This window comes from Psychroserpens jangbogonensis (assembly GCF_000797465.1).
Classification (GTDB): domain Bacteria; phylum Bacteroidota; class Bacteroidia; order Flavobacteriales; family Flavobacteriaceae; genus Psychroserpens; species Psychroserpens jangbogonensis.
This window is the reverse complement of record NZ_JSWG01000015.1, coordinates 162,981-185,770: the sequence shown is the minus strand read 5'-3', so window position 1 is coordinate 185,770 and position 22,790 is coordinate 162,981. Positions and strand designations below refer to the sequence as shown.

The 22,790-nt window shown below is 32.2% G+C and carries 23 protein-coding genes; 15 read left to right on the top strand and 8 right to left on the bottom strand.

The features are described from left to right. Positions 1-5: 5 nt before the first annotated feature. The 9 genes from RH81_RS14635 (at position 6) to RH81_RS14595 (ending at position 9,094) form a co-directional block, all read left to right on the top strand. Positions 6-797, top strand: coding sequence for an ABC transporter ATP-binding protein (locus RH81_RS14635; RefSeq protein WP_033961643.1), 792 nt, complete (start codon positions 6-8; stop codon positions 795-797). A 128-nt stretch (positions 798-925) separates the two neighbouring features. Then, positions 926-2,158, top strand: a complete 1,233-nt coding sequence (locus RH81_RS14630) for a hypothetical protein (protein ID WP_152604847.1) — start codon at positions 926-928, stop codon at positions 2,156-2,158. Between the two features lie 11 nt (positions 2,159-2,169). Next, positions 2,170-2,691 (top strand): hypothetical protein, encoded by a 522-nt coding sequence (locus RH81_RS14625; RefSeq protein ID WP_033961639.1) that lies wholly within the window; start codon positions 2,170-2,172, stop codon positions 2,689-2,691. A gap of 18 nt (positions 2,692-2,709) precedes the next feature. Continuing rightward, positions 2,710-3,666: a DUF6175 family protein gene (locus RH81_RS14620; protein ID WP_052172582.1), complete on the top strand. Its 957-nt coding sequence runs from the start codon at positions 2,710-2,712 to the stop codon at positions 3,664-3,666. Between the two features lie 14 nt (positions 3,667-3,680). Further along, positions 3,681-4,613 carry a hypothetical protein gene (locus RH81_RS14615; RefSeq protein ID WP_052172581.1) on the top strand — a complete coding sequence of 311 codons (933 nt, stop codon included), beginning with the start codon at positions 3,681-3,683 and terminating at the stop codon, positions 4,611-4,613. A gap of 193 nt (positions 4,614-4,806) precedes the next feature. After that, positions 4,807-6,483, top strand: coding sequence for a tetratricopeptide repeat protein (locus tag RH81_RS14610; protein WP_033961637.1), 1,677 nt, complete (start codon positions 4,807-4,809; stop codon positions 6,481-6,483). An 11-nt stretch (positions 6,484-6,494) separates the two neighbouring features. After that, a complete protein-coding gene (locus RH81_RS14605) occupies positions 6,495-7,139 on the top strand; it encodes an SCO family protein (RefSeq protein ID WP_033961635.1) in 645 nt (214 codons plus the stop codon). A 72-nt stretch (positions 7,140-7,211) separates the two neighbouring features. Then, complete coding sequence (locus RH81_RS14600) at positions 7,212-8,534, top strand: DNA recombination protein RmuC (RefSeq protein ID WP_033961633.1); 1,323 nt, start codon at positions 7,212-7,214, stop codon at positions 8,532-8,534. A gap of 8 nt (positions 8,535-8,542) precedes the next feature. Further along, entirely contained in the window at positions 8,543-9,094 is a 552-nt protein-coding gene (locus RH81_RS14595) for an acyl-CoA thioesterase (RefSeq protein WP_033961630.1), read from the top strand. On the opposite strand, the gene RH81_RS14590 is transcribed toward RH81_RS14595, so the two are convergent. Genes RH81_RS14590 through RH81_RS14580 form a run of 3 tightly spaced genes read right to left on the bottom strand, consistent with a single transcriptional unit; the run spans position 9,091 to position 12,849 of the window. Continuing rightward, positions 9,091-11,382 (bottom strand): TonB-dependent receptor plug domain-containing protein, encoded by a 2,292-nt coding sequence (locus tag RH81_RS14590; RefSeq protein WP_033961628.1) that lies wholly within the window; start codon positions 11,380-11,382, stop codon positions 9,091-9,093. The two genes, RH81_RS14595 and RH81_RS14590, sit on opposite strands and share 4 nt — an antisense overlap. Then, on the bottom strand, positions 11,366-12,277 hold the full coding sequence (locus RH81_RS14585) for a FecR family protein (protein WP_033961625.1): 912 nt from the start codon (positions 12,275-12,277) through the stop codon (positions 11,366-11,368). The genes RH81_RS14590 and RH81_RS14585 overlap by 17 nt, the downstream gene beginning before the upstream one ends. Before the next feature lie 47 nt (positions 12,278-12,324). Next, positions 12,325-12,849, bottom strand: coding sequence for an RNA polymerase sigma factor (locus RH81_RS14580; RefSeq protein ID WP_033961623.1), 525 nt, complete (start codon positions 12,847-12,849; stop codon positions 12,325-12,327). 114 nt (positions 12,850-12,963) lie between these two features. Here RH81_RS14580 and RH81_RS14575 point away from each other — a divergent pair, with 114 nt between their 5' ends. The 6 genes from RH81_RS14575 to RH81_RS14550 all read left to right on the top strand — a co-directional run bounded on the left by RH81_RS14575 (position 12,964) and on the right by RH81_RS14550 (position 17,177). Then, the gene (locus RH81_RS14575; protein WP_033961621.1) at positions 12,964-14,040 is read left to right on the top strand and encodes a hypothetical protein; all 1,077 of its coding nucleotides are present in this window, start codon (positions 12,964-12,966) and stop codon (positions 14,038-14,040) included. A gap of 127 nt (positions 14,041-14,167) precedes the next feature. Next, positions 14,168-14,551: an OB-fold protein gene (locus tag RH81_RS14570; protein ID WP_033961618.1), complete on the top strand. Its 384-nt coding sequence runs from the start codon at positions 14,168-14,170 to the stop codon at positions 14,549-14,551. Between the two features lie 27 nt (positions 14,552-14,578). Next, complete coding sequence (locus RH81_RS14565; RefSeq protein WP_033961615.1) at positions 14,579-15,334, top strand: T9SS type A sorting domain-containing protein; 756 nt, start codon at positions 14,579-14,581, stop codon at positions 15,332-15,334. A 58-nt stretch (positions 15,335-15,392) separates the two neighbouring features. Then, entirely contained in the window at positions 15,393-16,241 is an 849-nt protein-coding gene (locus tag RH81_RS14560; RefSeq protein ID WP_033961613.1) for a DUF5777 family beta-barrel protein, read from the top strand. Positions 16,242-16,253: 12 nt separating this feature from the next. Next, positions 16,254-16,616 (top strand): hypothetical protein, encoded by a 363-nt coding sequence (locus RH81_RS14555; protein ID WP_033961610.1) that lies wholly within the window; start codon positions 16,254-16,256, stop codon positions 16,614-16,616. Positions 16,617-16,640: 24 nt separating this feature from the next. Next, entirely contained in the window at positions 16,641-17,177 is a 537-nt protein-coding gene (locus RH81_RS14550) for a YceI family protein (protein WP_033961607.1), read from the top strand. Between the two features lie 49 nt (positions 17,178-17,226). Here RH81_RS14550 and RH81_RS14545 read toward each other — a convergent pair whose 3' ends face one another. The 5 genes from RH81_RS14545 to rpmH form a co-directional block, all read right to left on the bottom strand. Next, positions 17,227-18,090: a T9SS type A sorting domain-containing protein gene (locus tag RH81_RS14545; RefSeq protein ID WP_152604846.1), complete on the bottom strand. Its 864-nt coding sequence runs from the start codon at positions 18,088-18,090 to the stop codon at positions 17,227-17,229. 119 nt (positions 18,091-18,209) lie between these two features. Further along, a complete protein-coding gene (locus RH81_RS14540; RefSeq protein WP_033961602.1) occupies positions 18,210-19,016 on the bottom strand; it encodes a T9SS type A sorting domain-containing protein in 807 nt (268 codons plus the stop codon). 5 nt (positions 19,017-19,021) lie between these two features. Continuing rightward, positions 19,022-19,510, bottom strand: coding sequence for an ankyrin repeat domain-containing protein (locus RH81_RS14535; protein ID WP_052172580.1), 489 nt, complete (start codon positions 19,508-19,510; stop codon positions 19,022-19,024). Between the two features lie 114 nt (positions 19,511-19,624). Next, on the bottom strand, positions 19,625-22,477 hold the full coding sequence (gene carB / locus RH81_RS14530; RefSeq protein WP_033961599.1) for a carbamoyl-phosphate synthase large subunit: 2,853 nt from the start codon (positions 22,475-22,477) through the stop codon (positions 19,625-19,627). Positions 22,478-22,575: 98 nt separating this feature from the next. Further along, positions 22,576-22,737: a 50S ribosomal protein L34 gene (gene rpmH, locus RH81_RS14525; RefSeq protein WP_033961596.1), complete on the bottom strand. Its 162-nt coding sequence runs from the start codon at positions 22,735-22,737 to the stop codon at positions 22,576-22,578. Between the last annotated feature and the right edge of the window lie 53 nt (positions 22,738-22,790).

Here is a 22,790-nt window from a genome sequence, read left to right as displayed (position 1 = left end):
TAATATTGAAAGAAAAGAATAAACATATCATTCTAAAAACTGAGAATCTATCTATTGGTTATAAATCAAAGAAAGACACTTCAGTAATAGCTGACAATATTAATATTGAGCTCAATCAAGGTGAACTCATAGGACTTGTAGGTGCAAACGGCATTGGGAAATCTACTTTATTGAGAACTTTAACCTCAATACAGGAACCTTTAGATGGTAACATTCATTTAAATGAAAAAGCTCTAGAAAATTACTCTGCAATTGAATTAGCGAAAACCATGAGTCTTGTATTAACCGAACAACTCATGTCAAAAAACCTATCTGTTTTTGAACTCATAGCACTTGGTCGTCAACCATATACCAATTGGGTAGGTAATCTTTCTGATAATGATATTTCAATCATTAACAAAGCAATTGAGCAAACTAACCTCTCTAACTTAAAACATCGTAAATGTTTAGAATTAAGTGATGGTCAGCTTCAAAAAGTTATGATAGCACGTGCATTAGCTCAGGATACGAATCTTATTATATTAGATGAACCTACAACACATTTAGATATGTATCATAAAGCATACATATTGAAATTACTTCAAAAGCTTGCTAAAGAAACGAATAAAACCATCTTATTTTCTTCTCATGAAATTGATTTAGCAATACAATTATGTGACACTATGGTTGTAATGACTAATAGCCAAGTCATATCGGATTCTCCTTGTAATTTAATTGAAAAAAGTGTCTTTGAAAGCTTGTTCCCAAAGGACCTAATTAGTTTTGATAAAAAAACAGGAAGCTTCAGGGTAAAGTAACTCATTTTCAATTAGTTTAGCGCTAATAAAAAAATATTCTTACATCGACCAAATTCGATATACCGCAAATAATAAGGTTTAAAAACAAATTAAAAGTTATAATTTGCAGTATACAAACCGACCTAAAAATGATAAGACCAACCAACCCTCTCATCTTTATGTTCTGTGTGTGCTTTATACTCACGGGATATTCTCAAAACGATATTAATACTGCAGAATACAGAAGAAGTTCTTTGTATACGCTAATGGTCGTGGATTCGACTAGGAATTTCAGTCAAATTATCCAAGAGACATTTACCAACTCAAAAATTCCAGAAAAATTTAATAATCATATAACTAGTGAAAGAAGTATTCCCAAGTTATATAACGATACGCTGTCTAAAGAAAACTTAATAGCGGCTCAAAAAGTTGCCATAACTGATTATCTATCTACCCACGACATCGCAAAATCAATGATCTCAAAATGGTTCAATAGAAGCGAGCAAGGTGGATTCAATATGAATTTAATATCTGAAAGAGGTTTTTATAGTGCTTCAGATTTAGATGTTAAAATTGCTAGAAATAGCGAAAGAGGAACAGCAATGTTAGCTGATGCTGGTGAGGAACTTATTAAAAACACGTTTGTTATTGTAAATAATTTCAAATACACGAATAAGGAAGAGGTGGCAGAAAAAGCGAAAGGTTTGTTATCCTCTATATCTAGTGTTGCTTCGCTCGCTGGAGCTGGAGATGTAGCTATAGCTAGTGAAACTGTAGGCGAAGGTGTAGGTATATTAGGAAAAGGATATGTTATAAAAACCGATGCTCATTTATATAGACTTAAATGGAATGAGGAAGTTGCTAATATTTTTTATAATGATTATTGGACTGAAGATGGTCAGATCGACGAAGAAAGAGTTAAGGCATTTAACGAGTCTAACGTTTTCGAGTTAGAGTACATTGGAACACAAATGGCTTATGCAAACTTGCAAAGTACATCATTTACGAAAAAGACAGATGAAGAATTAATTACTATTGCTACAGTAAAAGCGTCAGACGCAGTAACTGCAAAACTGCAGAGAGAATATGAAGTATTTAGAACAAAAACACCTTTGATGAGTACTGAACCATTATCTGCAAAAATTGGATTAAAAGAAGGTCTTGAAAAAGGTGACAAATATGAAGTTCTGGAACAAGTCTTAAATAAAGAAGGTAAAACTGAATATCAGAGAATTGGCGTTATTAAAGTTGATAAAGATCAAATTTGGGATAACAGATTTAATGCCGATGAAGAAAACACAGATCAAACTCTCGAGTACACTGTTTTTACTGGTAAAAGGAAAAAATACTACTCAGGAATGCTAATTCGTCAAATTAATTAAAACATATAATCATGAAATTAAAACATTTAATATTATCAGTACTATTTATTGGTTTTTGCACAAGTGTAAATGCACAATGGAAAAAGAACAAAGCCAACGAGGACACAAAAATTTGGAGATATGATTTAGAATGTGAAGGCATTGCTAAACAAGGATCAAAACTTGTTAAAGTATGGTCATATTCTAAAAATCCAAAACACGCTGTTTCTAGTGGAATGAAAAACGCTGTTCACGGAATTATTTTCAAAGGTTTTGCTGGAGGCAAACAAGGATGTACTCAATTTAGAGCCTTAGTAAGTGATCCTGCTATGGAAGAAAAACATAAAGCGTTTTTTGATAGTTTCTTTGCAGATGGTGGAGATTATTTAAGATATGTCAGTTCTGCTACAGATGGCAGTATTGCTGCTGGTGATCGATTAAAAATAAGCAAACGCGAATACAAAATTGGTATTGTTGTTAATGTACTTACTGATCAATTAAGAAAACTACTTGAATCAAAAGGTATCGTTAAAGGATTAAACTCTGGTTTTTAATATTAAAAAAAATATATAATGAAATTACATAAATCATTTACCCTCATAATTTTTACATTATTCTGCTTAATAAGTTTTGGACAAGCAAAGAAACCAACACTCATGGTTGTACCTAGTGATGTATGGTGTAACCAAAATGGCTATATGTTAGAATTTGATAATCAAGGATCTACTATTAAAATCCCTGATTACAAAAGAGCATTTCAAGAAAACCCAGAAGTATTACAAGTAATTAGTCAAATTAATGGAATGATGGCTGAAAGAGGTTTTCCTCTTAAAAACATGGAGTCTGCTATAAAAACTTTGGAATCTAACGCTGTAGAGGACAATCTAAGAAGTTCTAAAGACTCTGGAGCATCTATAAATGAAAGTCCAATTGATGCCATTAAGAAAGCTGCTAAAGCAGATATAATTATTCAATTGACTTGGACAGTTAACAAAACAGGACCTAAAAAATCTATAAATTTTAATTTACAAGGATTAGACGCGTATACAGATAAACAAGTAGCTACTGCGTCTGGAACTGGAGCACCTTCATTTTCAGCAGAAACACCAGTACTTCTTTCTGAAGCTGTAATTGCACATATGGATAATTTCACTTTATCACTACAAGAACATTTTGATGATATGTTTGAAAATGGTCGCGAAATAATCGTGAGAATTCAAACATGGGATGATTGGGATGGTGATTTAGAAACTGAATTTGGTGGTGAAGATGAATTAGGCTTCGTTATTGAAGATTGGTTAGCAGACAATACTGTAAAAGGTAGGTTTAGCACGACTGACATGACAGAAACTATGGCACTTTTCGAGCAAGTAAGAATTCCGCTTTACAATGATAAAGGAAGAGCTATAGATGCAAGACGATTTGTAAGAGAGTTAAGTAAGTATTTAAAAGCTGCTCCATTTTCTATTCCAAATAAATTGGTAATGAAAGGACTTGGAAGAGCAACAATAATACTAGGAAGTAAATAATAAAAAACAACAAAATGAAAAAAGCTTTAGCAATACTATTTTGTTTAGCTTCAATTGTAGCAATTGGGCAAAACAAAGACTATGCAATTAACTTAGGTGCTTATGTTCCTGATCAAATTGAAAATGTACCAGCATCAGCAAAAAAGATGTTAATTAATAAACTTGGCCAACTTGTCACAGCAAATGGCATAAGTAATAATCAATACAATGCAAGGTTTATTATTACACCAAATATTGTAGTAGCAGCAAAAGAGATAATGCCAACCGCTCCAGTAAAGGTGGTCCTGAATTTAGATATTACACTATACATAGGAGATGGTATTTCAGGTACTCTTTATGCTAGTGAAACATTTAATGTAAAAGGTGTAGGAACTACAGAAACAAAAGCCTACATGCAAGCCATAAAACGTCTTAAACCTAAAAACGAAGCAATGCAAGGATTTATTTCTAGAGGAAAAGACAAGATTCTTGACTATTACAACTCAAATTGTTCACAAATACAAAAAGAGGCTCAATCTCTAGAAAATTCAGGACAACTAGAAGATGCATTAGGAGTAATGTTAAGCATACCTTCTTCTAGTACATGTTATGATAAGTCAAAAACTAAGCTTAAAGCTCTTTTTATTAAAGCAATCAATCAAGATTGTAAATTAAGACTTAATGAAGCTCAAGCTATTTGGAGTGCCAATCAAGATATTGAAGCAGCCAATGAAACAGCTAGAATTTTATCTTCAATTCATCCCGAAGCAAACTGTTTTAGTTCTGTGAAATCGTTGTTTAGTAAAATTGAAGCGAGAGTTAAAGACTTACAAGATAGAGACTGGAATTATAAACTTAAGGTTTTAGATGCAACTAAGTCGTATTACGATTCAGCTTTTGAAGTGAGTATGGCTAGAGCTAAAAACCAACCAAGTACTGTAATGTATAATGTTAGAGGCTGGTATTAATTCTATAGAAATTAAGTAATAAAAAAAGCACTCAATTTGAGTGCTTTTTTTATTAATAACGGAAATTCACTTCCTCATCTAATTATTTTAGTTTAAATTTAGGAGATTGAAAATCAGATTTTTAAAAAATTTCAATCCCCACTTTTTTATAAACCGTTTTTCATCTTAACGAATTCTTCAAAACACTAAAAAGATGAAATTATTTAAAGTGCCTTGTATTGTCTTAGTATTACTTATTTTTTCTTGTCAAGACAAAACGCCAAAACCAAACCCTGCATTAGCTACAATAGATTTACTACGAGGTGATATTTTACTTTGTGGAAACCCTGAATTTGGCGATGTAAGTTTTGCCTTAGACTGTAAGTATGATGTCCGTGAAACTTTCGATTTAGCCATCTCACTACTGCACTCTTTTGAATACAATGAAGCAGAGAAAGCATTTGTAAAAGTTATTGATGCTGATCCAGAATGCGCAATGGCATATTGGGGAGTTGCAATGAGTATTTACCATGAACTTTGGGCACCACCTGGACCAGAACAATTAAAAAAGGGGTCAGTACTCCTAGGAATAGCAGAATCTTTACCTAAATCAGAACGTTCAGGACTTTACCTAGATGCTTTAAATATATTCTATAAAGATTGGGAAACCATCGATCACAAAACACGAGAATTGCTTTATGAAAAGAAAATGGAGCAAATTTATAAGAGTCAAAGTGATGATATTGAAGCGGCTATATTTTATGCCTTAGCTATAACCTCAGCCGCAGACCCAAATGACAAAACATATTCTAATCAGAAAAAAGCAGGCGCTATTTTACGAAAGCTTTTTAAAGAAAACCCTAATCATCCAGGAGTTGCGCATTATGTGATTCATACTTACGATTATCCAGAAATTGCCGAATCAGCTTTAAAAACAGCTAGACGCTATGCAGAAATAGCACCAGCCTCTGCTCATGCACAACACATGCCTTCTCATATTTTCACACGTTTAGGGCTTTGGCAAGAATCTATTGAAACAAATATAAACTCAGCATCCTCAGCTGTTTGTTATGCAGAAAGTGTAAATCCTGATGCTCGTTGGGCTCAAGAAATTCATGCTGTAGATTATCTGGTTTATGCTTATTTACAAATGGGGAATAATCAAAAAGCTCAAGAATATTTGAACGAAACGAAGGATATTTCAACTGTCTTTCCTAAGCAACACTTTGCAATTTCTTATGCTTTAACAGCTATGCCAGTTAGAATGGCTTTAGAAAACAAACAATGGGAAGATGCATCTAACCTAAAGCTACCTTCAATAGATTTTACATGGGAAACATTACATTGGGAAACAGCATTGTTTCACTTTGGAAAAGCTTTAGGATATGCTCACACTAATAATATCGTTTCTGCAAAACAGGAATTACAATCACTAAGAACATCACATGAAGCTTTGTTGAAAAATAACGAATCGTATAAAGCTGGTCAAGTAAACATTCAAGTTCATGCTAGTGAAGCTTGGATTGAACTTGCAAAAGGGAATCAAGACAAAGCACTTGCTCTCATGAAAAAAGCAGCGCTATTAGAAAGTCAAACATCTAAACACCCTGTTACTCCAGGAGAAGTTTTACCAGCAGATGAACTACTTGGAGACATGCTGTTGGCTTTAAATAAACCTGCAGAAGCATTAGAAGCTTATGAAGCAAATTTAAAAGGACATCCAAATAGATTTAATGGAATTTATGGTGCTGCAATAGCTGCAAAACAGATAGGAAATACGGAAAAAGCAACCTCTTATTTTAAACAGCTTATTGAACTTACTAAAGATTCAAATAGTGATCGACCGGAACTCGAAGAAGCCATCTATTTTATTAATGAAACTGCTATATAGTTAGTATAAATATGAAAATTAAAACATCATATTTAAGTGCTTTACTTTGTTTTGTTTTTTTAGTACTGTCATCTTGTAATACTAAAGAAAAAAAGGTATTGCCTATTTATAATCCAGCCGATTTCAAACCAGAACTCGTGGATAAAACTCTCAGAGAGAAAACCATCTACCATACGGTTTCAGACTTTTCACTTATCAACCAAAATGGCAAGGTTATCACACAAGATAATTACAAGGACAAAATTTATGTTACCGATTTCTTTTTCACAACCTGTGCTACTATTTGTCCAATAATGACTGATAATATGGTTAAAATTCAAGAAGCGTTTCTAAATGATGATGATATTATGTTCTTATCACTTTCTGTAACACCAGAAATAGATAATGTTTCTGTCCTTAAGGAATATGCATCACGGAAAGGTGTGATTGATGCCAAATGGAATGTCACCACTGGCAATAAAAAGCATATTTACAATCTCGCTCGTAAAAGTTATTTTGCCGTTGTTGAAAAAGGGGATGGAGATCTGCAAGATTTTATTCATACACCTAATTTTATTTTAATAGACAAACAGAAACAAATTCGTGGTATTTATGATGGCACAAATGATGAAGACATCAAACGCATTATTGAAGATATAAATAATTTAAAAAACTAGTACATATCTTTTAATTACAGACCTGATTCTTTCGGCAAATCATTTATCTTTGAGTAAATTTCTATTCTCTTTATGAACGACAGTATTATTCTCATTTTAGCCATTTTAATTTCTGCAGCTATTGGTGCCTATTTAGGCACGCTTTTTATTAAACTAAAAAGTAAAAGTCAGCAGAGTATTCTTGAAGAACGTCAAAATCAAATGTCTGCTACCATTGAGGATTTAAAACAAAATATATCAAAACTAGAAACAGAACGTGAAGACATTAGACGCGAGAAAGAGTTTCTGAATACAGAATTGACTAGAAAAAATACAGAATACGAAAACCTTCAGCAGTTAAACTTAAAACGTGATGAAGAGGTAGAAGAACGTCAAGAGCAATTAAGAAAAGACTTCGAGCTTCTTGCCACTAAAATACTAGATGAAAAATCTGAGAAATTCACGCTTCAGAATAAAGAAAATATTAAGAATATATTAAATCCGTTACAGGAGAAAATTCAAACATTTGAAAAGAAAGTTGACGATACTCAAAAGGAAAGTATCAGTATGCATTCTGCTTTAAAAGAGCAACTACTAGGTTTAAAAGACCTCAATCAACAAATGACTAAGGAAGCTACCAATTTGACAAAAGCGTTGAAAGGCGATAGTAAAATGCAAGGTAATTGGGGCGAATTGGTATTAGAACGTGTCCTTGAAAAATCTGGATTAGAAAAAGATAGAGAATATTACGTTCAGCAAAGTTTTACGTTGGCTGATGGTTCTCGAGTACTTCCAGATGTGGTTTTACATCTTCCTGATAGCAAGAAGATGATTATTGATAGTAAAGTATCTCTAACCGATTACGAACGCTATGTGAATGCTGAAGATGAAGACCGAAATATGTATTTAAAAGCACATATCAATTCTATCAGAAAGCACGTTGATCAACTATCTGAAAAGAACTATCAAGACTTGTATGATATTGAGTCTCCCGATTTTGTGTTACTGTTTATTCCCATTGAGCCTGCATTTGCAGTAGCCATTAATGAAGATAATTCAATATACAATAAAGCGTTTGAACAAAATATAGTGATTGTAACACCTTCTACTCTATTGGCAACGCTTCGTACTATTGATACCATGTGGAATAATGAAAAACAGCAACGAAATGCCATAGAAATTGCTAGACAAGCTGGAGCATTATACGACAAGTTTGAAGGCTTAGTAAAAGATTTAACAGGTGTTGGTAAAAAGATTGATGATGCCAAAAAAGATTATTCTTCTGCAATGAATAAATTAGTTGAAGGGAAAGGAAATCTTATAACGAGCGTTGAGAAAATTAAAAAATTAGGAGCTAAAGCTAAGAAATCTTTACCTGAAGCCGTTATCAAACGTGCTCAAGGTGATGACGAATAATATTGATTATGAGCTATAAAACTATAGATTCTTCAAGAATAAGCATGTCCCAATTAATGCAACCATCGCATTCAAATTTTAGTGGTAAAATTCATGGTGGTTACATTTTAAACTTAATGGATCAGATTGCATTTGCCTGCGCCTCAAAGCATTCAGAAACCTATTGTGTAACAGCATCTGTAGACACTGTAGATTTTTTGAATCCGATTGAAATTGGAGATTTAGTAACGATGAAAGCGTCTATTAATCATATTGGACATACATCCATGGTTGTTGGTATACGCGTAGAATCTGAAAACATTAGAACTGGAGAAATTAAGCATTGTAATTCGTCTTATTTCACTATGGTTGCTAAGAATGATCTTGGTAAATCTGTAGACGTTCCAGGTTTGATTATTAATGATAAAACTGAAGTTAAACGATTTTTAAAAGCACTAAAACGTAAAGAAACTAAGCAATCAAGACAATCTGAATTTAATAGTGAAGACTTTTCGCATACTGATTACTTAGAAGACCTAAAATCGTATAAAGTTAAAATTGATCTTCCTGAGAATTATTAGAAGTGAATTCGTAAAACAGCATTTGGAGTAATGCCTAAAGAGTTTTGCAATGTCTCGTTAATCATTCCATTGTTTACTCGGTAAAAGTTATTAATCTCATTGGTTTTATCTAATACATTCCAAATAGAAATCCCAAGATCAGCACTCGTTTTATTTCCAAGTTTAAAATCATAAAGTGCTGAAACATCAACCCTTAAATAATCTTCTAGTTCACTAGAATTACTTGCTTCAAAATTAATATCATCATTAACAATCTCGTTTCCAGCGGTTGGCTGTGTTGTTGGTCTTCCTGAATGCCAATTCAGTCCTGCTGAAAATTTCAAATGCTCTAAAGTATACGCTGCACCAAAGGTTATGGAATGAGTAATGTCAAAATTACTAGGAAATGTTTCTTCAGGCAATGACATAAACTCGTAATTACTTTTCATATAGGAATAACTCAACCACGTATTAAAATTTTGAATTTGTTTCCGCAAAATAAAGTCTAAACCATAGGCATCATAATTCCCAGTAGTTTTCACAAACTCATATTGATTTTGAAACCCTTGACTTTGAGTTGTAATGTCTTTAACATATTTATAGTAACCATCAACATTTAAAAGCCATCCATTCTTGCTATAACTCACTCCCAAGGATACTTGTTTACTTCTAATTATAGGAATGTCTTCATTATTAGACAATTGCCAACGCCTTTTTTCAATACCTAAAAAATCATTCTGGAAATTAATAACTTGTGAGGTGTTCTGATGTTTGAATTCACCTAAAACTTCCAACGAAAAATTATCTAAAAACTGATGTGTAAAAGCTACTCTAGGCTCAAGAATATGCTTATCAAATTTACCAATGTAGTTATATCTCAAACCAAAGTTTAAACTGGTTTTTCTGTTTAATGTTTTATAATTCAATTGAGAAAACAAACCATGTGTAGTTAAAACTTCTGACACTAATGATTTAAAGCGTGGATTATCGACATCATCCAGATTTGTAATTTCCGTTTCCACAAAATGATAGCCATTTAGAAGCTGAATCTTATCATTTACTTTATAATTTGTACTGAATTTCAAACTTGTTTCAGAGACAACATTCTCTTGTTGAAAACGCTGATTATCTAGTACATTAGCATTATTAGCTTCAAGTTTATAATCGGTTTCATAGATCTCAATAGCTGATTGCCATTTATCATTCCAAATTCGGCTGTACTGGATTCCGCCTGCAATACTATGTTGACTCAAACTACTTCGACGAGAAGCTTCCATCCCATTAACAATTGAGTTTTCATTAAATCTAAGTTCATTATAAGTGTTCAAAAAATTAAGTTGAAGTTGGTCTTTATCCGAAATATTATAAATCCAACGCAATGACGTATCATAAAAATCAAATTCTTGATCAGAATTTATAGCATTATTGGTATTACTTTCAACTTCCGTGTCTTGTGAAATTCGGTCAAAAAAGTTTGAATACGTAGGTGTTTCAGCAAAATCACTTATCGATTTTCGAGCAGCAACTTGTAGTGAGGATTTTTCACTTACAGGAACATCAATAAAACCGTTAGCATCTATAAAATTCACCCCTAAACTACCTTTAAATGTATCGTTTATCTCAGAACTAGTTTCCATAGAAATTGTCCCAGAAACACCATCAGTAAGTGCTACTTGAGTTCCGTTTTTAATGACATTTACTTGTTGGGTGATTTGAGGATTAAACATAGATATCAAACCGAAAAAATGACCAGACTGATACATTTTAATTCCGTCCCAAAGAATAAGATTCTGATCATGTGTTCCTGCTCTAATATTAATATTAGACACAGTTTCATTAATACTTTGAATTCCAGGAAGAGCTTGTACTGCTTGTAAAACGTCAGTATCAATTAATCCTGGTAGAATATCAAATTGTTCAAAATCTATCTCATAAGACCCATTGTTTAGCTTATTAATACCTTTAACAATGTACTTGGATAAGATGACTTCAGATAATTGTTGCAGTTCAAAGGTTTTATCTTTAGTACGAACTAATATAAAAGTGCCATCTAAATTATCAAATGAAAAGATGGAGTTTACTTCTAAATACAATAGAGTTTCATCTAATGTTAAACTTTCAGAAGGTGGAACAATTGTTATTCCTTCAAGAGTATCCTCAGCAAAATTAAATTGAATATTATATTGTTTTTGAAGTATTAAAAACACATCTGTTAATGGCAGTTTAGTTGACGTCTCTTGAGCATTAATTTCAAAAGAAAACTGTAAAATAAGAAAACATAAAAAATATAGTTTATTTTTTATTGCCATATATTATAACCTCATTTGATGCATTAGTTTTATAACTTAAATCCATTGGTTGTGTTATAGAAAACAAAGCTTTCTCAATATTATTATGCATAAATCCACCTGTAAACAACCGTTTTGAATCTATATTTTCTACTATAATCTTAATATCATATTGTCGTTCCATTTCAGCAATCACAGCATTAAAAGGAATGGCTTTAAATGTGCTTTTGTTTTGCGTCCATTGTGGATATAATTCTGTTGTTTTTTCTTGACTAAACTCCTTATTCAATAGTCTGTATGTATCTCCAGCCACAAGTGTTTTAGAGATATCTCTAGATGTAACTTTCACGACACCTTCAAAACACTGTACTTCAAAGTAATTCTTACGTTGTTTCACATTAAACTCTGTACCAACTACAGTCACAACTCCTTGTGAGGTAACCACATTAAAGGTCTTCCCTTTTGCTACTTTAAAATAAGCTTCACCTTTAAGATTTAAAAGCCTTTTATCACTCCAATCTGCTTCGCTATATTTAATTTCTGACCCTGCATTTAAAGTCACCTTAGAATGGTCTGGAAGTTCAATAATGGTTTGCTGACTAGCGATGGTTTCTATAACCGTTAAATTTGTGTTGAAAAACGTAAAATAAATTCCTAATGTAATAACCACTACACTCGCTATTCTCAACAATGGTTTAAACCAATCTAATTGTTTTACTTTAGAATTTTCAGATTGATATGAAGATTTTAAATCATTAAAAGTTCCTGGTTTTGAGAAATTAGAGGCTTTAAATTGCTTCGCACTATTAATAATAGCTTGATGCAAATCAAAATCTTCTCCTTGCTCGAATGTTTGTTTTTCGGCAGGAGTTAACTCATCATTTAACCACTTTTTGATTAGATCTTCTTTATCCATAAATCGGTTTACTATTTATATAACAACTTCAATTGTATTTATCCTGATTATTTTATTTTAAAACCTTCTAATTCTTTTTTCAGAATACTAAAAGCACTATAAATTCTATATTCAACTACCTTTTTAGTAACGCCTAAAAACTCTGCAATCTCACTGTGTTTCTTCCCTTCTACTTTATTTAATAAAAATGCAACACGCTGTTCTTCACTTAAACTAGCAAGTACATTTTTATAACGTTCATGAAATTGTTCTTGCTCTAAAATAAATTCTGGTGTCTCATTGGTATGAGATTTAGGCTTTATTTTTTGATGATTGAGAACTACTTTTTGATGTTTAATATCATTCAATACCATATTATTTGCAACAGTGAACAAAAAGGATTTCGCTTTACTCAAGGTTACATCCTTACAATTGTTCCATAGTTTAACAAATGCATCTTGAGTTTTATCTTTAGGATTAAACTGTGCTCCATATTTATAGTACAAAAAATTGTGTACATCTTTTGAATATGTATCATATACATGTTCAAATACTTTGGCTTCACATATATTCTCTTTAAGGTCTTTTGGCAAGGTTCAGGTTTTATTTTTTTAAAGGTATATAAATATTTTATTATTATTTTCAGGAGTTTTTAAACTTGAGTTGTTATATATTAAAAGCATTACTATATAGTTAAATGCAACATCATGAAAATATCATTTAATATCGTTTTAGTCTTATTATTCTCTTTTTTACTTATGCTTACGTCATGCAGAAAAGAAGAAACAGAATTTATAGAAACACCACCTGAAGATGTTTTAGAACCAAACTCTTCGATTGCAAGTTTAATGCTGCGTACAGCCACAAATGATGGTTCTAATGATAACATTATAGACTTTGCTAATTGTTTCAATATTAAGCTACCTATTACTGTTATAGCAAACTCGACTGAAGTCATAATTAGTACTGAAAGTGATTACGATAAAGTAGAGTTTATTTTTGATGAAGAGTATGATGATATAAATGCACTTGATATATCATTTCCAATTGTTATAGTACATAATGATTATTCTGAAACTATAGTAAACAATAATAATGAGCTTGACAGTTTTGCCGCTAGTTGCAATGGCGAAAACATTACTGATTCTGATATTGAATGCATTGATTTTATGTATCCAATTTCTGCTTCAGTGTTTAATACTAATAATGAGTTATTATCTACAGAAATATTTACTAAAGACCTTGAACTCTATGGTTTTATTGAAGCTATTTCTTCTGAAGAGATAGTGACCATTAATTTCCCTATTTCGGTAGAATTTGCTGACAACTCTCAACAACAAATTAATTCAATGGCTGAACTACAAACAAGCATTGAAAATCATCAAAACGATTGCGACGAAGATGACGATTTTGATTACGATGATGATGATTGTAATCATTGTACACAAGAGTTAGTTGCTGAATTTCTAACCGGTTGTCAAGATTGGTATGTAGATAAATTAAAAAGAGAAAATGCTGATTACAACTCTATTTATGATGGATATGACTTCAACTTTTTTATAGACGGAACTGTATCTGCTTATTGGAATTCAACAACTGTATATGGCAATTGGTCTACAATGGGAACAGCAAACAACATAATAGTAATAATAGATATTCCAGCATTGACTTTGTGCAATAATAACTGGGAATTACAAGAAATTAATACTAGTACTGGGTTAACAAAAGTTGATTTGATACTTGATTTAGATGACAGATTACGCTATAGAAATATATGTGAATAATAAACCATAATATGAAAAAGAGAAATTGGGTTAGTCATTAATAATTAGGGATTAAAAATTGTTAAAATTAAACTGCTTTAGTCTTAAAAAATTAGAGCAGTTTAAACCCAAATTAAAATTTATTGTTATGCGAAAACGAATTGTTATTCTTGTTATTTTCATTATTGTCTTAATCATCGGCTATAGTTATATAAATCAAAGTCACAGAGATATCGAAAATGAAGTTGCCGAATTTGAAATCAAAACAACAGATTTAGCTTCCAGTTTTACAAACAATACAATTCAGGCTGAAACAAAATATCTAAACACAACAATTGAAGTTACTGGAATCATTACAGAAGTAAATACAAACTCAATAACATTAGATGAAAAAGTCTTTTGTCAGTTCACAGATTCAATAGAAAGCAAATTAGAAAAAAATTCACAAATAAAAATAAAAGGGCGTGTTATTGGATATGATGACTTATTAGAACAAGTAAAATTAGACCAAAGCACAATTAGCAAAAATTAAATATTAATCAATTAAATAAAAATTCTTATGAAAAAAAGTTACACAATTAAAACAATTTTATTTTTAGGCTTAATCGCCTTTACCTTTCAACAGGCCTACGCCCAAGTAAGAATCGTTGAAGTAAATCCAACTACAAATGTGGTGAAAATTCATAATTATGGATCAACAACAGTCGATGTTACATCATACTGGTTTTGCCATTTATTCACCTATTCAACCTTAGGTTCAGGAACAGTGCAAAGTGGTTCTCTTAATTTAGCTCCAGGAGCTGAAGTCGTTTTAGAATCGTCTTCAAATTTTAATGCCTCTTTTTCAGATTTAGGTTTATATCAAACAAGTTCTTTTGCTTCTAGTACATCGATGCAAGATTTCACACAATGGGGAAGCGGCGGAAACGGAAGAGAAAATGTTGCTGTAAATAAAGGCATCTGGACAGCTGGAACTTTTGTTAGTGCTGCACCTCCTTATGAATACACAGGTAATGGAAGTCAAAATGGTTTTCAGTTTTGGGATACAGCTTTAGGTCTTAATGATTTCGAACAAGCTCTTGGTTTAAAACTCTACCCTAATCCAACAAATTCAATATTAAAAATTGAATTAATAAACAGTGGAGACAAACTTACATTTCAAGTATTTGATGTTCTTGGAAAACAAGTTATAAACGGTAATGTTAGCTCTGATGAATTATCACAAATTGATGTTTCTAATTTAGAACATGGATTATATATAATCAAAGTATCTACAGGAGACAAAAACGAAACAAGACGTTTCATCAAAAACTAAACATTTTAATAAAGCCAAATGCTAAGCAAATTAGTATTTGGCTTATAATCCTAAACCTATGAAAAAATTACTTTTCATGTTTCTCTGTGCGCCATTGTTAGCAATTGCTCAAGATGATTTATTAGGAGAAATCGACACAGATACTATTGATAATCAGTATGCTTCTGCAGCATTTAAAGGTTTGAAAATTGTTAATTTTGAATCTACAAAGCTCGTTGCAAAAAAAGAATTTACATTTATTGTTTCTCATAGATTTGGGAGTATAGAAAACGGTTTTGAAAGTTTTTTTGGACTTGATGATGCTGTGACACGTCTAAACTTTATTTATGGCTATTCTGATGCTATTAACTTTGGAATATCAAGGAGCTCATTTCAAAAAATCTATGAAGCCTCTGCGAAATATAGACTTTTAAGACAACAGGAAAATGGGTTTCCCTTTACGGTTGTTGGCTTCAATTCAATCCTAGTAAATACGGCTTTAGAAGAAGTTAATTTACCCAAATTAGAATTTAAAGACCGACTTGGTTATACAGCTCAGGTTTTAATATCTAGAAAAGTAAATACTAATCTTTCATTAGAATTAGCTCCAACATTTTTCCATGATAATTATGTACAGCTAAATAATCAAGATAATTCACAATTTGCTTTAGGCGCAGGTATGCGTTACAAACTAACCAAACGCTGGTCTTTTAATGCCGATTATGGTTGGCACTTAAATAGAGCAGATAATTCACCTTTTAGAAACCCACTATCAATTGGAATGGATTTAGAAACTGGTGGTCATGTGTTTCAAATGCACTTCTCAAATTCTCAAGCTATGAATACTAATGGGTTTTTAGGACAAGCTACAGGAGATTGGAGTGATGGAAACATCTATTTCGGATTTAACTTAAGTCGTGTATTTTAAAATAGTAAGATTATGAAAAACAAGTATGCACTCTATTTAATATTATTAGCACTTAGTTACAGCTGTTCTTATGTAAGTGAAGAAGATTTAATTGACGCTACTCCACTTCCTGAAGTAGTTACTTACCAAGCCAATGTAAAGTCCATTATTGACAATAACTGTATCGCTTGTCATAACAATCCTCCAATAAATGGAGCACCTATATCATTAACAACATTTAACGATGTTAAAAACGCCATTGAAAACAATGGTTTAATTGGTCGCATATCTTCCACTGACCTAGCATTTTCAATGCCTTTTGGAGGCCCTCGCCTTCCACAAAATTTAATAGACATTGTAGTAAAATGGGAACAAGATGGATTATTAGAAAACTAATTTTATTAACTAAAAAACTTAGAAATGAAAAACATATTAATCTTATTAGTACTTGTTTCTTTTAGTACTTCAGCACAAAACAAATTTCTTACCAAAGTTGGTCTGATCCATTTTGAGGCTTCTGTCCCTTCATTTGAAGAAGTAGCGGCTAAAAACAATTCGGTAACTGCCATAATTAACACAGAGAATGGAGAGATTGCGGCATTAGCATTAGTAAAGGGTTTTCGCTTCAAGAATGCTTTAATGGAAGAACATTTTAATGAGAACTATGCCGAATCTGATAAATACCCTAAAGCTACATTTAAAGGGAAAATTGAAAACTTTGATTTGAAAGGAACCGAAACAACCTACATACTCAATGGTGAGTTATCATTTCATGGTAAAACAAAGGCAATTAATAATATTAGTATCAAAGTTTCTGTAATCGGAAGTAAGATTACTTTACAAGGTGAATTTTCTGCAAAGGCATCTGACTTTGATATTGAAATACCAAAAATCGTGAGTAATAAAATTACTGAAGACATAAACATCTCCTTTCAATTTGAACTACTAGAAAAATAAAAACCACCAGTACTAACTGATGGTTTTAAATAATCTATGTTTTATATATCTAATGTTTCACAAAACGTTTCGTTTGTGCTGTATGATCAGTAGAAATTCTAACGAGATATACACCACTATTCCATTGTGAAACATCTATTGATGTCGTTAAAGCATCTATTTGATTTGTAAAAACTCGCTTACCTAAAACGTCGTATACAGAAATTGTTGCATTGTTTGAGTTTTCAGGTAAATAGACATTTAATCTTGATGTTGCAGGATTTGGTGAGATCGAAAATTCACTAGTTTTTATAACATCATTTGTACTTAAAGTTGTCGAAGCCGTAATATTATCCAAATGCATCGTTGCTATTACTGCGTCTGCTCCTGTCCAAGTTGGAGAGCTGCTACTTAGTATACGCATTGCTGAAACATTTTCTAATGCCGAAGCTATTGTAGATCCGCCTGATATTAAAGTGAAATCAGAAGCAGAAATAGGAATAATAATTTCAGTCCATCCTATGCCTGCAGCAACTGCAATACCATTTGTACTACAAATTCTTGTTCCATTTCCTTGAAATGCGACTCTTAAATTTAAATCGGTAGTAAGTACTCTTACATTCATTTTGATAGCAACAATACTTTCTGAAGTAAAATTTGAAGACCACTGTGAAGTAGGTCCAGCATTAAAAATTATCATTTTACTAACAGGGCCACCTCCTCCTAAGGAAGAATATGTAAGGTAATTATCATCAACTCCATTTGGACCATCTGTTACAACATTCATTGGAAAATCTTCAGGAGCAGCAGCACCACCAATCTCCCAATTTTGAGATGTTCCATCCTCAAAATCATCTACCTGATTAGCAGATACTTGAGCAAAGCTTACTGCGGATATTAATAGTAAAGAAAGTATAAGTAGTTTTGTTTTCATTGCATCAATTTTATAAACTATATCAAATATAATACATTTTTTCACAAATTTTAAAGCTATTAAATGAAAAGCCGTTCAATTGATTTGAACGGCTTTTACAATCTAAATTTTATAAAGTACTATTGTTTAACAAGTCTTTTTGTATGTGTAGCTTCTTCTGTTGAAACTCTAACCAAATATATACCACTATTCCATTGAGAAACATTAATTGTAGAAGACATAGAATTAAGTTTACCGTTGTATACTTCTTTACCTAACACATCATATACATTAACAGTAACATTTTCAGAGAAATTAGGCAAACTAATCGTGAAATTATTACTTGCTGGATTTGGAGAAATCTCAAAATCATTTATTTGAAAATCATCTTGACTAAGTGTTAATGATTGCATTGTAATTCCTCTATTATCTGGTCCATGCCATTCTAAAGAAAAACCTTCAAAACGAGCTCTAGCCCATACTAATTCAATGGATGTTGCTGCAGCAGAAAACACATAATCCTTCGCATTACCAGTGTTAGTGGCTCTCGTTGCAATAAGTGTTCTTACACCTGCACCTGAATTCACAACATTTGAAGTTACTGTCCAATCACGTTCACCTTCAGCGTCCTCTAAAGGAGTAATACCAGTTGCATCTTGTCCTGGTTCTTGGCCTTCAAAGCCAAAAGATCTATCAGTAAGTGTTGTACCATCAAAAATAACAGCATCTCCTCCTGAAGTCATACTTTGAACTCCAAAACCTAAACCTAACCATCTATTTTCTGGTCCAATCATGGTTAAAGTAACTGTTGTAGGATTCACATCAATCTGAATAGAATATGCCAATCCAGACGTATTAGAAAGCTCCATTAAACCTGTAGTATAGGTCTGACTGAAAGCAGTATTAAAATAAATTAAACCAATTAAGGCCAAAGTAATTTTTTTCATAATAATTATTTTTTATTGACAAGTTTTATTATCGTTTCGTTTTTAGTCATAGAAGCATAATCTTGTGCATCATTACCTCTATTGTCCTTAAAAGTAGCGTCTGCATTTGCTTCCATTAATAATTCAATTATTTGCTCACTTCTTAAGATAATTGCATAATGCAATGGTGTTGTTCCATTAGCATCCGCAAAATTAGCATCAGCCTTTAACTTAAGTAAATGTTTAACTATTTCAGGTCTGTTTTTATAAACAGCAGCCATTAAGGGAGTTCCATAATCACTAGTACCATCAATATCCTTAACATGAGATGCTAAAAAAATAGCAACATCATTGTTTCCTCTATAACAAGCTAGAGTTAATGGTAAGTATCCGTTAGTATCTACAACGTTGATTGTGTCAGGATTAATTGACATTAATTTCTTAACATCCTCTATTGTACCTGAACGTGCCACATCAAAAATGTTATTTTGACTATAGCATAAAAAAGACACCATAAGGAAAAAGTATAAACTAACTTTTTTCAGATTAAACATAATAGATTTGAGTAATAATAGGCTAAAGTACTAATTTTAGGTCATATACGCCTTACCGTTTATCGAATATTAAGACTATTTGCTCAAATACATCTTACGTCTTGAGTATAAATTGTAAAATTCGTCGTCTTTTAAACTATCAATAAACAAGATGCTTTCTCCTGTACTCTTCATTTCTGGGCCTAATTGCTTGTTTACATTAGGGAATTTATTAAATGAAAATACGGGTTGCTTTATAGCATAACCTTCCAAATGTGGTTTAAAGTCGAAATCTGTTACTTTTTTCTCACCTAACATCACTTTAGTTGCATAATTCACGTAAGGTTCACCATAGGCTTTAGCAATAAATGGTACTGTTCTCGAGGCTCTTGGATTAGCTTCAATGATATATACCATATCATCTTTAATAGCAAATTGGATATTGATTAATCCAACAGTATTTAGTGCTAACGCAATCTTTTTAGTGTGATCCTTTATTTGCTGCATCACATACTCACCAATATTGAAAGGTGGCAATGTTGCATTACTATCTCCAGAATGAATTCCACAAGGCTCAATATGTTCCATTATACCAATAATGTATACATTTTCTCCATCACAAATAGCATCTGCTTCTGCTTCAATAGCTCCATCAAGGTAATGATCTAAAAGCAACTGATTTCCAGGCATTCTTCGAAGTAAATCTACAACGTGCTCTTCAAGTTCTTGTTTGTTAATCACAATTTTCATCCCTTGACCTCCAAGTACATAAGAAGGTCTAACTAAGATTGGAAAATCTAATACATCTGCAATTGCCGAAGCTTCATCTGCTGTAGTAGCAATATCAAACTCAGGATAAGGGATATTGTTTTCTTTTAAAAGGTTAGAAAATAAGCCTCTATCCTCAGCTAAATCTAACGATTGGTATGTAGTTCCTATAATTTTTATTCCGTAGCGATCTAATTTCTCAGCTAACTTTAAGGCCGTCTGACCACCTAATTGAACAATAACACCTTCTGGCTTTTCATGACGAATAATATCGTAGATATGTTCCCAGAAAACAGGTTCGAAATAAAGTTTATCTGAAATGTCAAAATCTGTAGATACGGTTTCAGGGTTACAGTTGATCATTATGGTTTCATAACCACACTCCGCTGCAGCTAAAACACCGTGAACACAACAGTAATCAAACTCAATTCCTTGTCCGATTCGGTTTGGTCCAGATCCTAAAACAATGATTTTCTTCTTATCAGTTACTACGCTTTCATTAGCAGAATACTTTTGTCCATCTGCAGTTTCAACTTCATTTTCAAACGTAGAATAGTAATATGGTGTATGCGCTTTAAATTCAGCAGCACACGTATCAACTAATTTATAAACACGATTAATTTTAAACTCATCACGCTTGTTATAGACTTGACTTTCTAAACATTTTAACATGTGAGCAATTTGTCGGTCACCATACCCTTTTTGCTTAGCTTCTAATAACAATTCGCGGTCAATAGTATCTATAGTAAACTTCGAAATTTCTTTTTCTAATTCATGTAGTTCTTCATATTGTCTTAAGAACCACATATCGATTTTAGTGATTTCGTGAATTCTACTTAAAGGAATTCCCATTTGAATTGCATCATAAATTGCAAATACACGATCCCAACTTGCATACGTTAACTTATCAATAATTTGTTGGTAATCTTTATAACCTTTTCCGTCTGCTCCTAATCCGTTTCGTTTAATCTCAAGAGATTGTGTTGCTTTATGAAGTGCTTCTTGGAAAGAACGACCAATAGCCATTACCTCTCCTACTGATTTCATTTGAAGACCTAATTGTCTATCTGATCCTTCGAATTTATCAAAATTCCAACGTGGAATTTTCACAACAACATAATCTAAAGTTGGTTCAAATAACGCTGAAGTAGATCCTGTAATTTGGTTGTTTAACTCATCTAAGGTATAACCTGTAGCTAACTTAGCAGCTACTTTTGCAATTGGATAACCCGTTGCTTTACTTGCTAATGCTGAAGAACGAGATACACGTGGATTAATTTCAATAGCAATAATATCTTCATTTTCATCAGGACTTACAGCAAATTGCACATTACAACCACCTGCAAAATCACCAATACTTCGCATCATATGAATAGCCATATCACGCATTTTTTGGTAGGTTTTATCAGAAAGTGTCATTGCTGGTGCAACGGTAATCGAATCTCCAGTATGAATTCCCATAGGATCCATATTTTCAATTGCACAAATAATAACGACGTTATCATTTGAATCACGTAATAATTCTAACTCATATTCTTTCCAACCAATCAAAGCTTTATCAATCATCACTTCATGGATTGGAGACACTTCCAGGCCACGTGTTAATAATTCATCAAAATCTTCTTCTTTATAAACAAACGAAGCTCCAGCTCCTCCTAAGGTATAACTTGCTCTAATTACTAGTGGAAAGCCAAATTCCTGAGCAATTTCTTTTCCTTTTAAATAGGAATTAGCTGTTGCTTGTGGTGCCATACCAATACCAATTTTAAGCATAAGCTCTCTAAATTGTTCTCTATCTTCAGTAATATTAATAGCATCAATATCTACTCCAATAATATCAACATTAAAATCTTCCCAAATTCCTTTTTCATCTACTTCAATACAAAGATTTAGAGCAGTTTGTCCGCCCATTGTAGGTAAAACAGCATCAATTTGTGGATGCTCTTTTAATATTTGAATGATAGACTTAGATGTTAATGGCAACAGATAAACATGATCAGCCATTGTAGGATCTGTCATAATTGTTGCTGGATTAGAATTGATAAGAATTGTTTCAATTCCATCTTCACGAAGTGAACGTAAAGCTTGTGTTCCAGAATAATCAAACTCGCAGGCTTGCCCAATGACTATAGGACCTGAGCCTATAATAAGGATAGATTTTAATTTTTCGTTTTTTGGCATGATGGCTTTTTATTATTTGCAAAAATAGGTAACATATAGGTACAAAAAAAGGTGTTACACCTAAGTAACACCTTTAAAATATTAACAATTGTTAATCATTATTTCTTATGTCTAGTTTCAGATGACACAGACAATTTCTTTCTTCCTTTAGCTCTTCTACGTGCTAAAACTTTTCTTCCGTTTACAGAAGCCATTCTTTCTCTAAAACCGTGTTTATTTCTTCTCTTTCTTTTTGACGGTTGAAACGTTCTTTTTGGCATTGTCTTATCTTTTTAAAAACTTATATCTTTATTTGATGTCTTAAGCTGTCCTT

Excerpts from the sequence above, each read along its gene's own strand:
- RH81_RS14630 (WP_152604847.1), top strand. The coding sequence starts at position 926 with ATGATAAGACCAACCAACCCTCTCATCTTTATGTTCTGTGTGTGCTTT.
- RH81_RS14625 (WP_033961639.1), top strand. The coding sequence starts at position 2,170 with ATGAAATTAAAACATTTAATATTATCAGTACTATTTATTGGTTTTTGC.
- RH81_RS14620 (WP_052172582.1), top strand. The coding sequence starts at position 2,710 with ATGAAATTACATAAATCATTTACCCTCATAATTTTTACATTATTCTGC.
- RH81_RS14615 (WP_052172581.1), top strand. The coding sequence starts at position 3,681 with ATGAAAAAAGCTTTAGCAATACTATTTTGTTTAGCTTCAATTGTAGCA.
- RH81_RS14610 (WP_033961637.1), top strand. The coding sequence starts at position 4,807 with ATGAAATTATTTAAAGTGCCTTGTATTGTCTTAGTATTACTTATTTTT.
- RH81_RS14605 (WP_033961635.1), top strand. The coding sequence starts at position 6,495 with ATGAAAATTAAAACATCATATTTAAGTGCTTTACTTTGTTTTGTTTTT.
- RH81_RS14600 (WP_033961633.1), top strand. The coding sequence starts at position 7,212 with ATGAACGACAGTATTATTCTCATTTTAGCCATTTTAATTTCTGCAGCT.
- RH81_RS14595 (WP_033961630.1), top strand. The coding sequence starts at position 8,543 with ATGAGCTATAAAACTATAGATTCTTCAAGAATAAGCATGTCCCAATTA.
- RH81_RS14590 (WP_033961628.1), bottom strand. The coding sequence starts at position 11,382 with ATGGCAATAAAAAATAAACTATATTTTTTATGTTTTCTTATTTTACAG.
- RH81_RS14585 (WP_033961625.1), bottom strand. The coding sequence starts at position 12,277 with ATGGATAAAGAAGATCTAATCAAAAAGTGGTTAAATGATGAGTTAACT.
- RH81_RS14575 (WP_033961621.1), top strand. The coding sequence starts at position 12,964 with ATGAAAATATCATTTAATATCGTTTTAGTCTTATTATTCTCTTTTTTA.
- RH81_RS14570 (WP_033961618.1), top strand. The coding sequence starts at position 14,168 with ATGCGAAAACGAATTGTTATTCTTGTTATTTTCATTATTGTCTTAATC.
- RH81_RS14565 (WP_033961615.1), top strand. The coding sequence starts at position 14,579 with ATGAAAAAAAGTTACACAATTAAAACAATTTTATTTTTAGGCTTAATC.
- RH81_RS14560 (WP_033961613.1), top strand. The coding sequence starts at position 15,393 with ATGAAAAAATTACTTTTCATGTTTCTCTGTGCGCCATTGTTAGCAATT.
- RH81_RS14555 (WP_033961610.1), top strand. The coding sequence starts at position 16,254 with ATGAAAAACAAGTATGCACTCTATTTAATATTATTAGCACTTAGTTAC.
- RH81_RS14550 (WP_033961607.1), top strand. The coding sequence starts at position 16,641 with ATGAAAAACATATTAATCTTATTAGTACTTGTTTCTTTTAGTACTTCA.
- RH81_RS14545 (WP_152604846.1), bottom strand. The coding sequence starts at position 18,090 with ATGAAAACAAAACTACTTATACTTTCTTTACTATTAATATCCGCAGTA.
- RH81_RS14540 (WP_033961602.1), bottom strand. The coding sequence starts at position 19,016 with ATGAAAAAAATTACTTTGGCCTTAATTGGTTTAATTTATTTTAATACT.
- RH81_RS14535 (WP_052172580.1), bottom strand. The coding sequence starts at position 19,510 with ATGGTGTCTTTTTTATGCTATAGTCAAAATAACATTTTTGATGTGGCA.
- carB (WP_033961599.1), bottom strand. The coding sequence starts at position 22,477 with ATGCCAAAAAACGAAAAATTAAAATCTATCCTTATTATAGGCTCAGGT.
- rpmH (WP_033961596.1), bottom strand. The coding sequence starts at position 22,737 with ATGCCAAAAAGAACGTTTCAACCGTCAAAAAGAAAGAGAAGAAATAAA.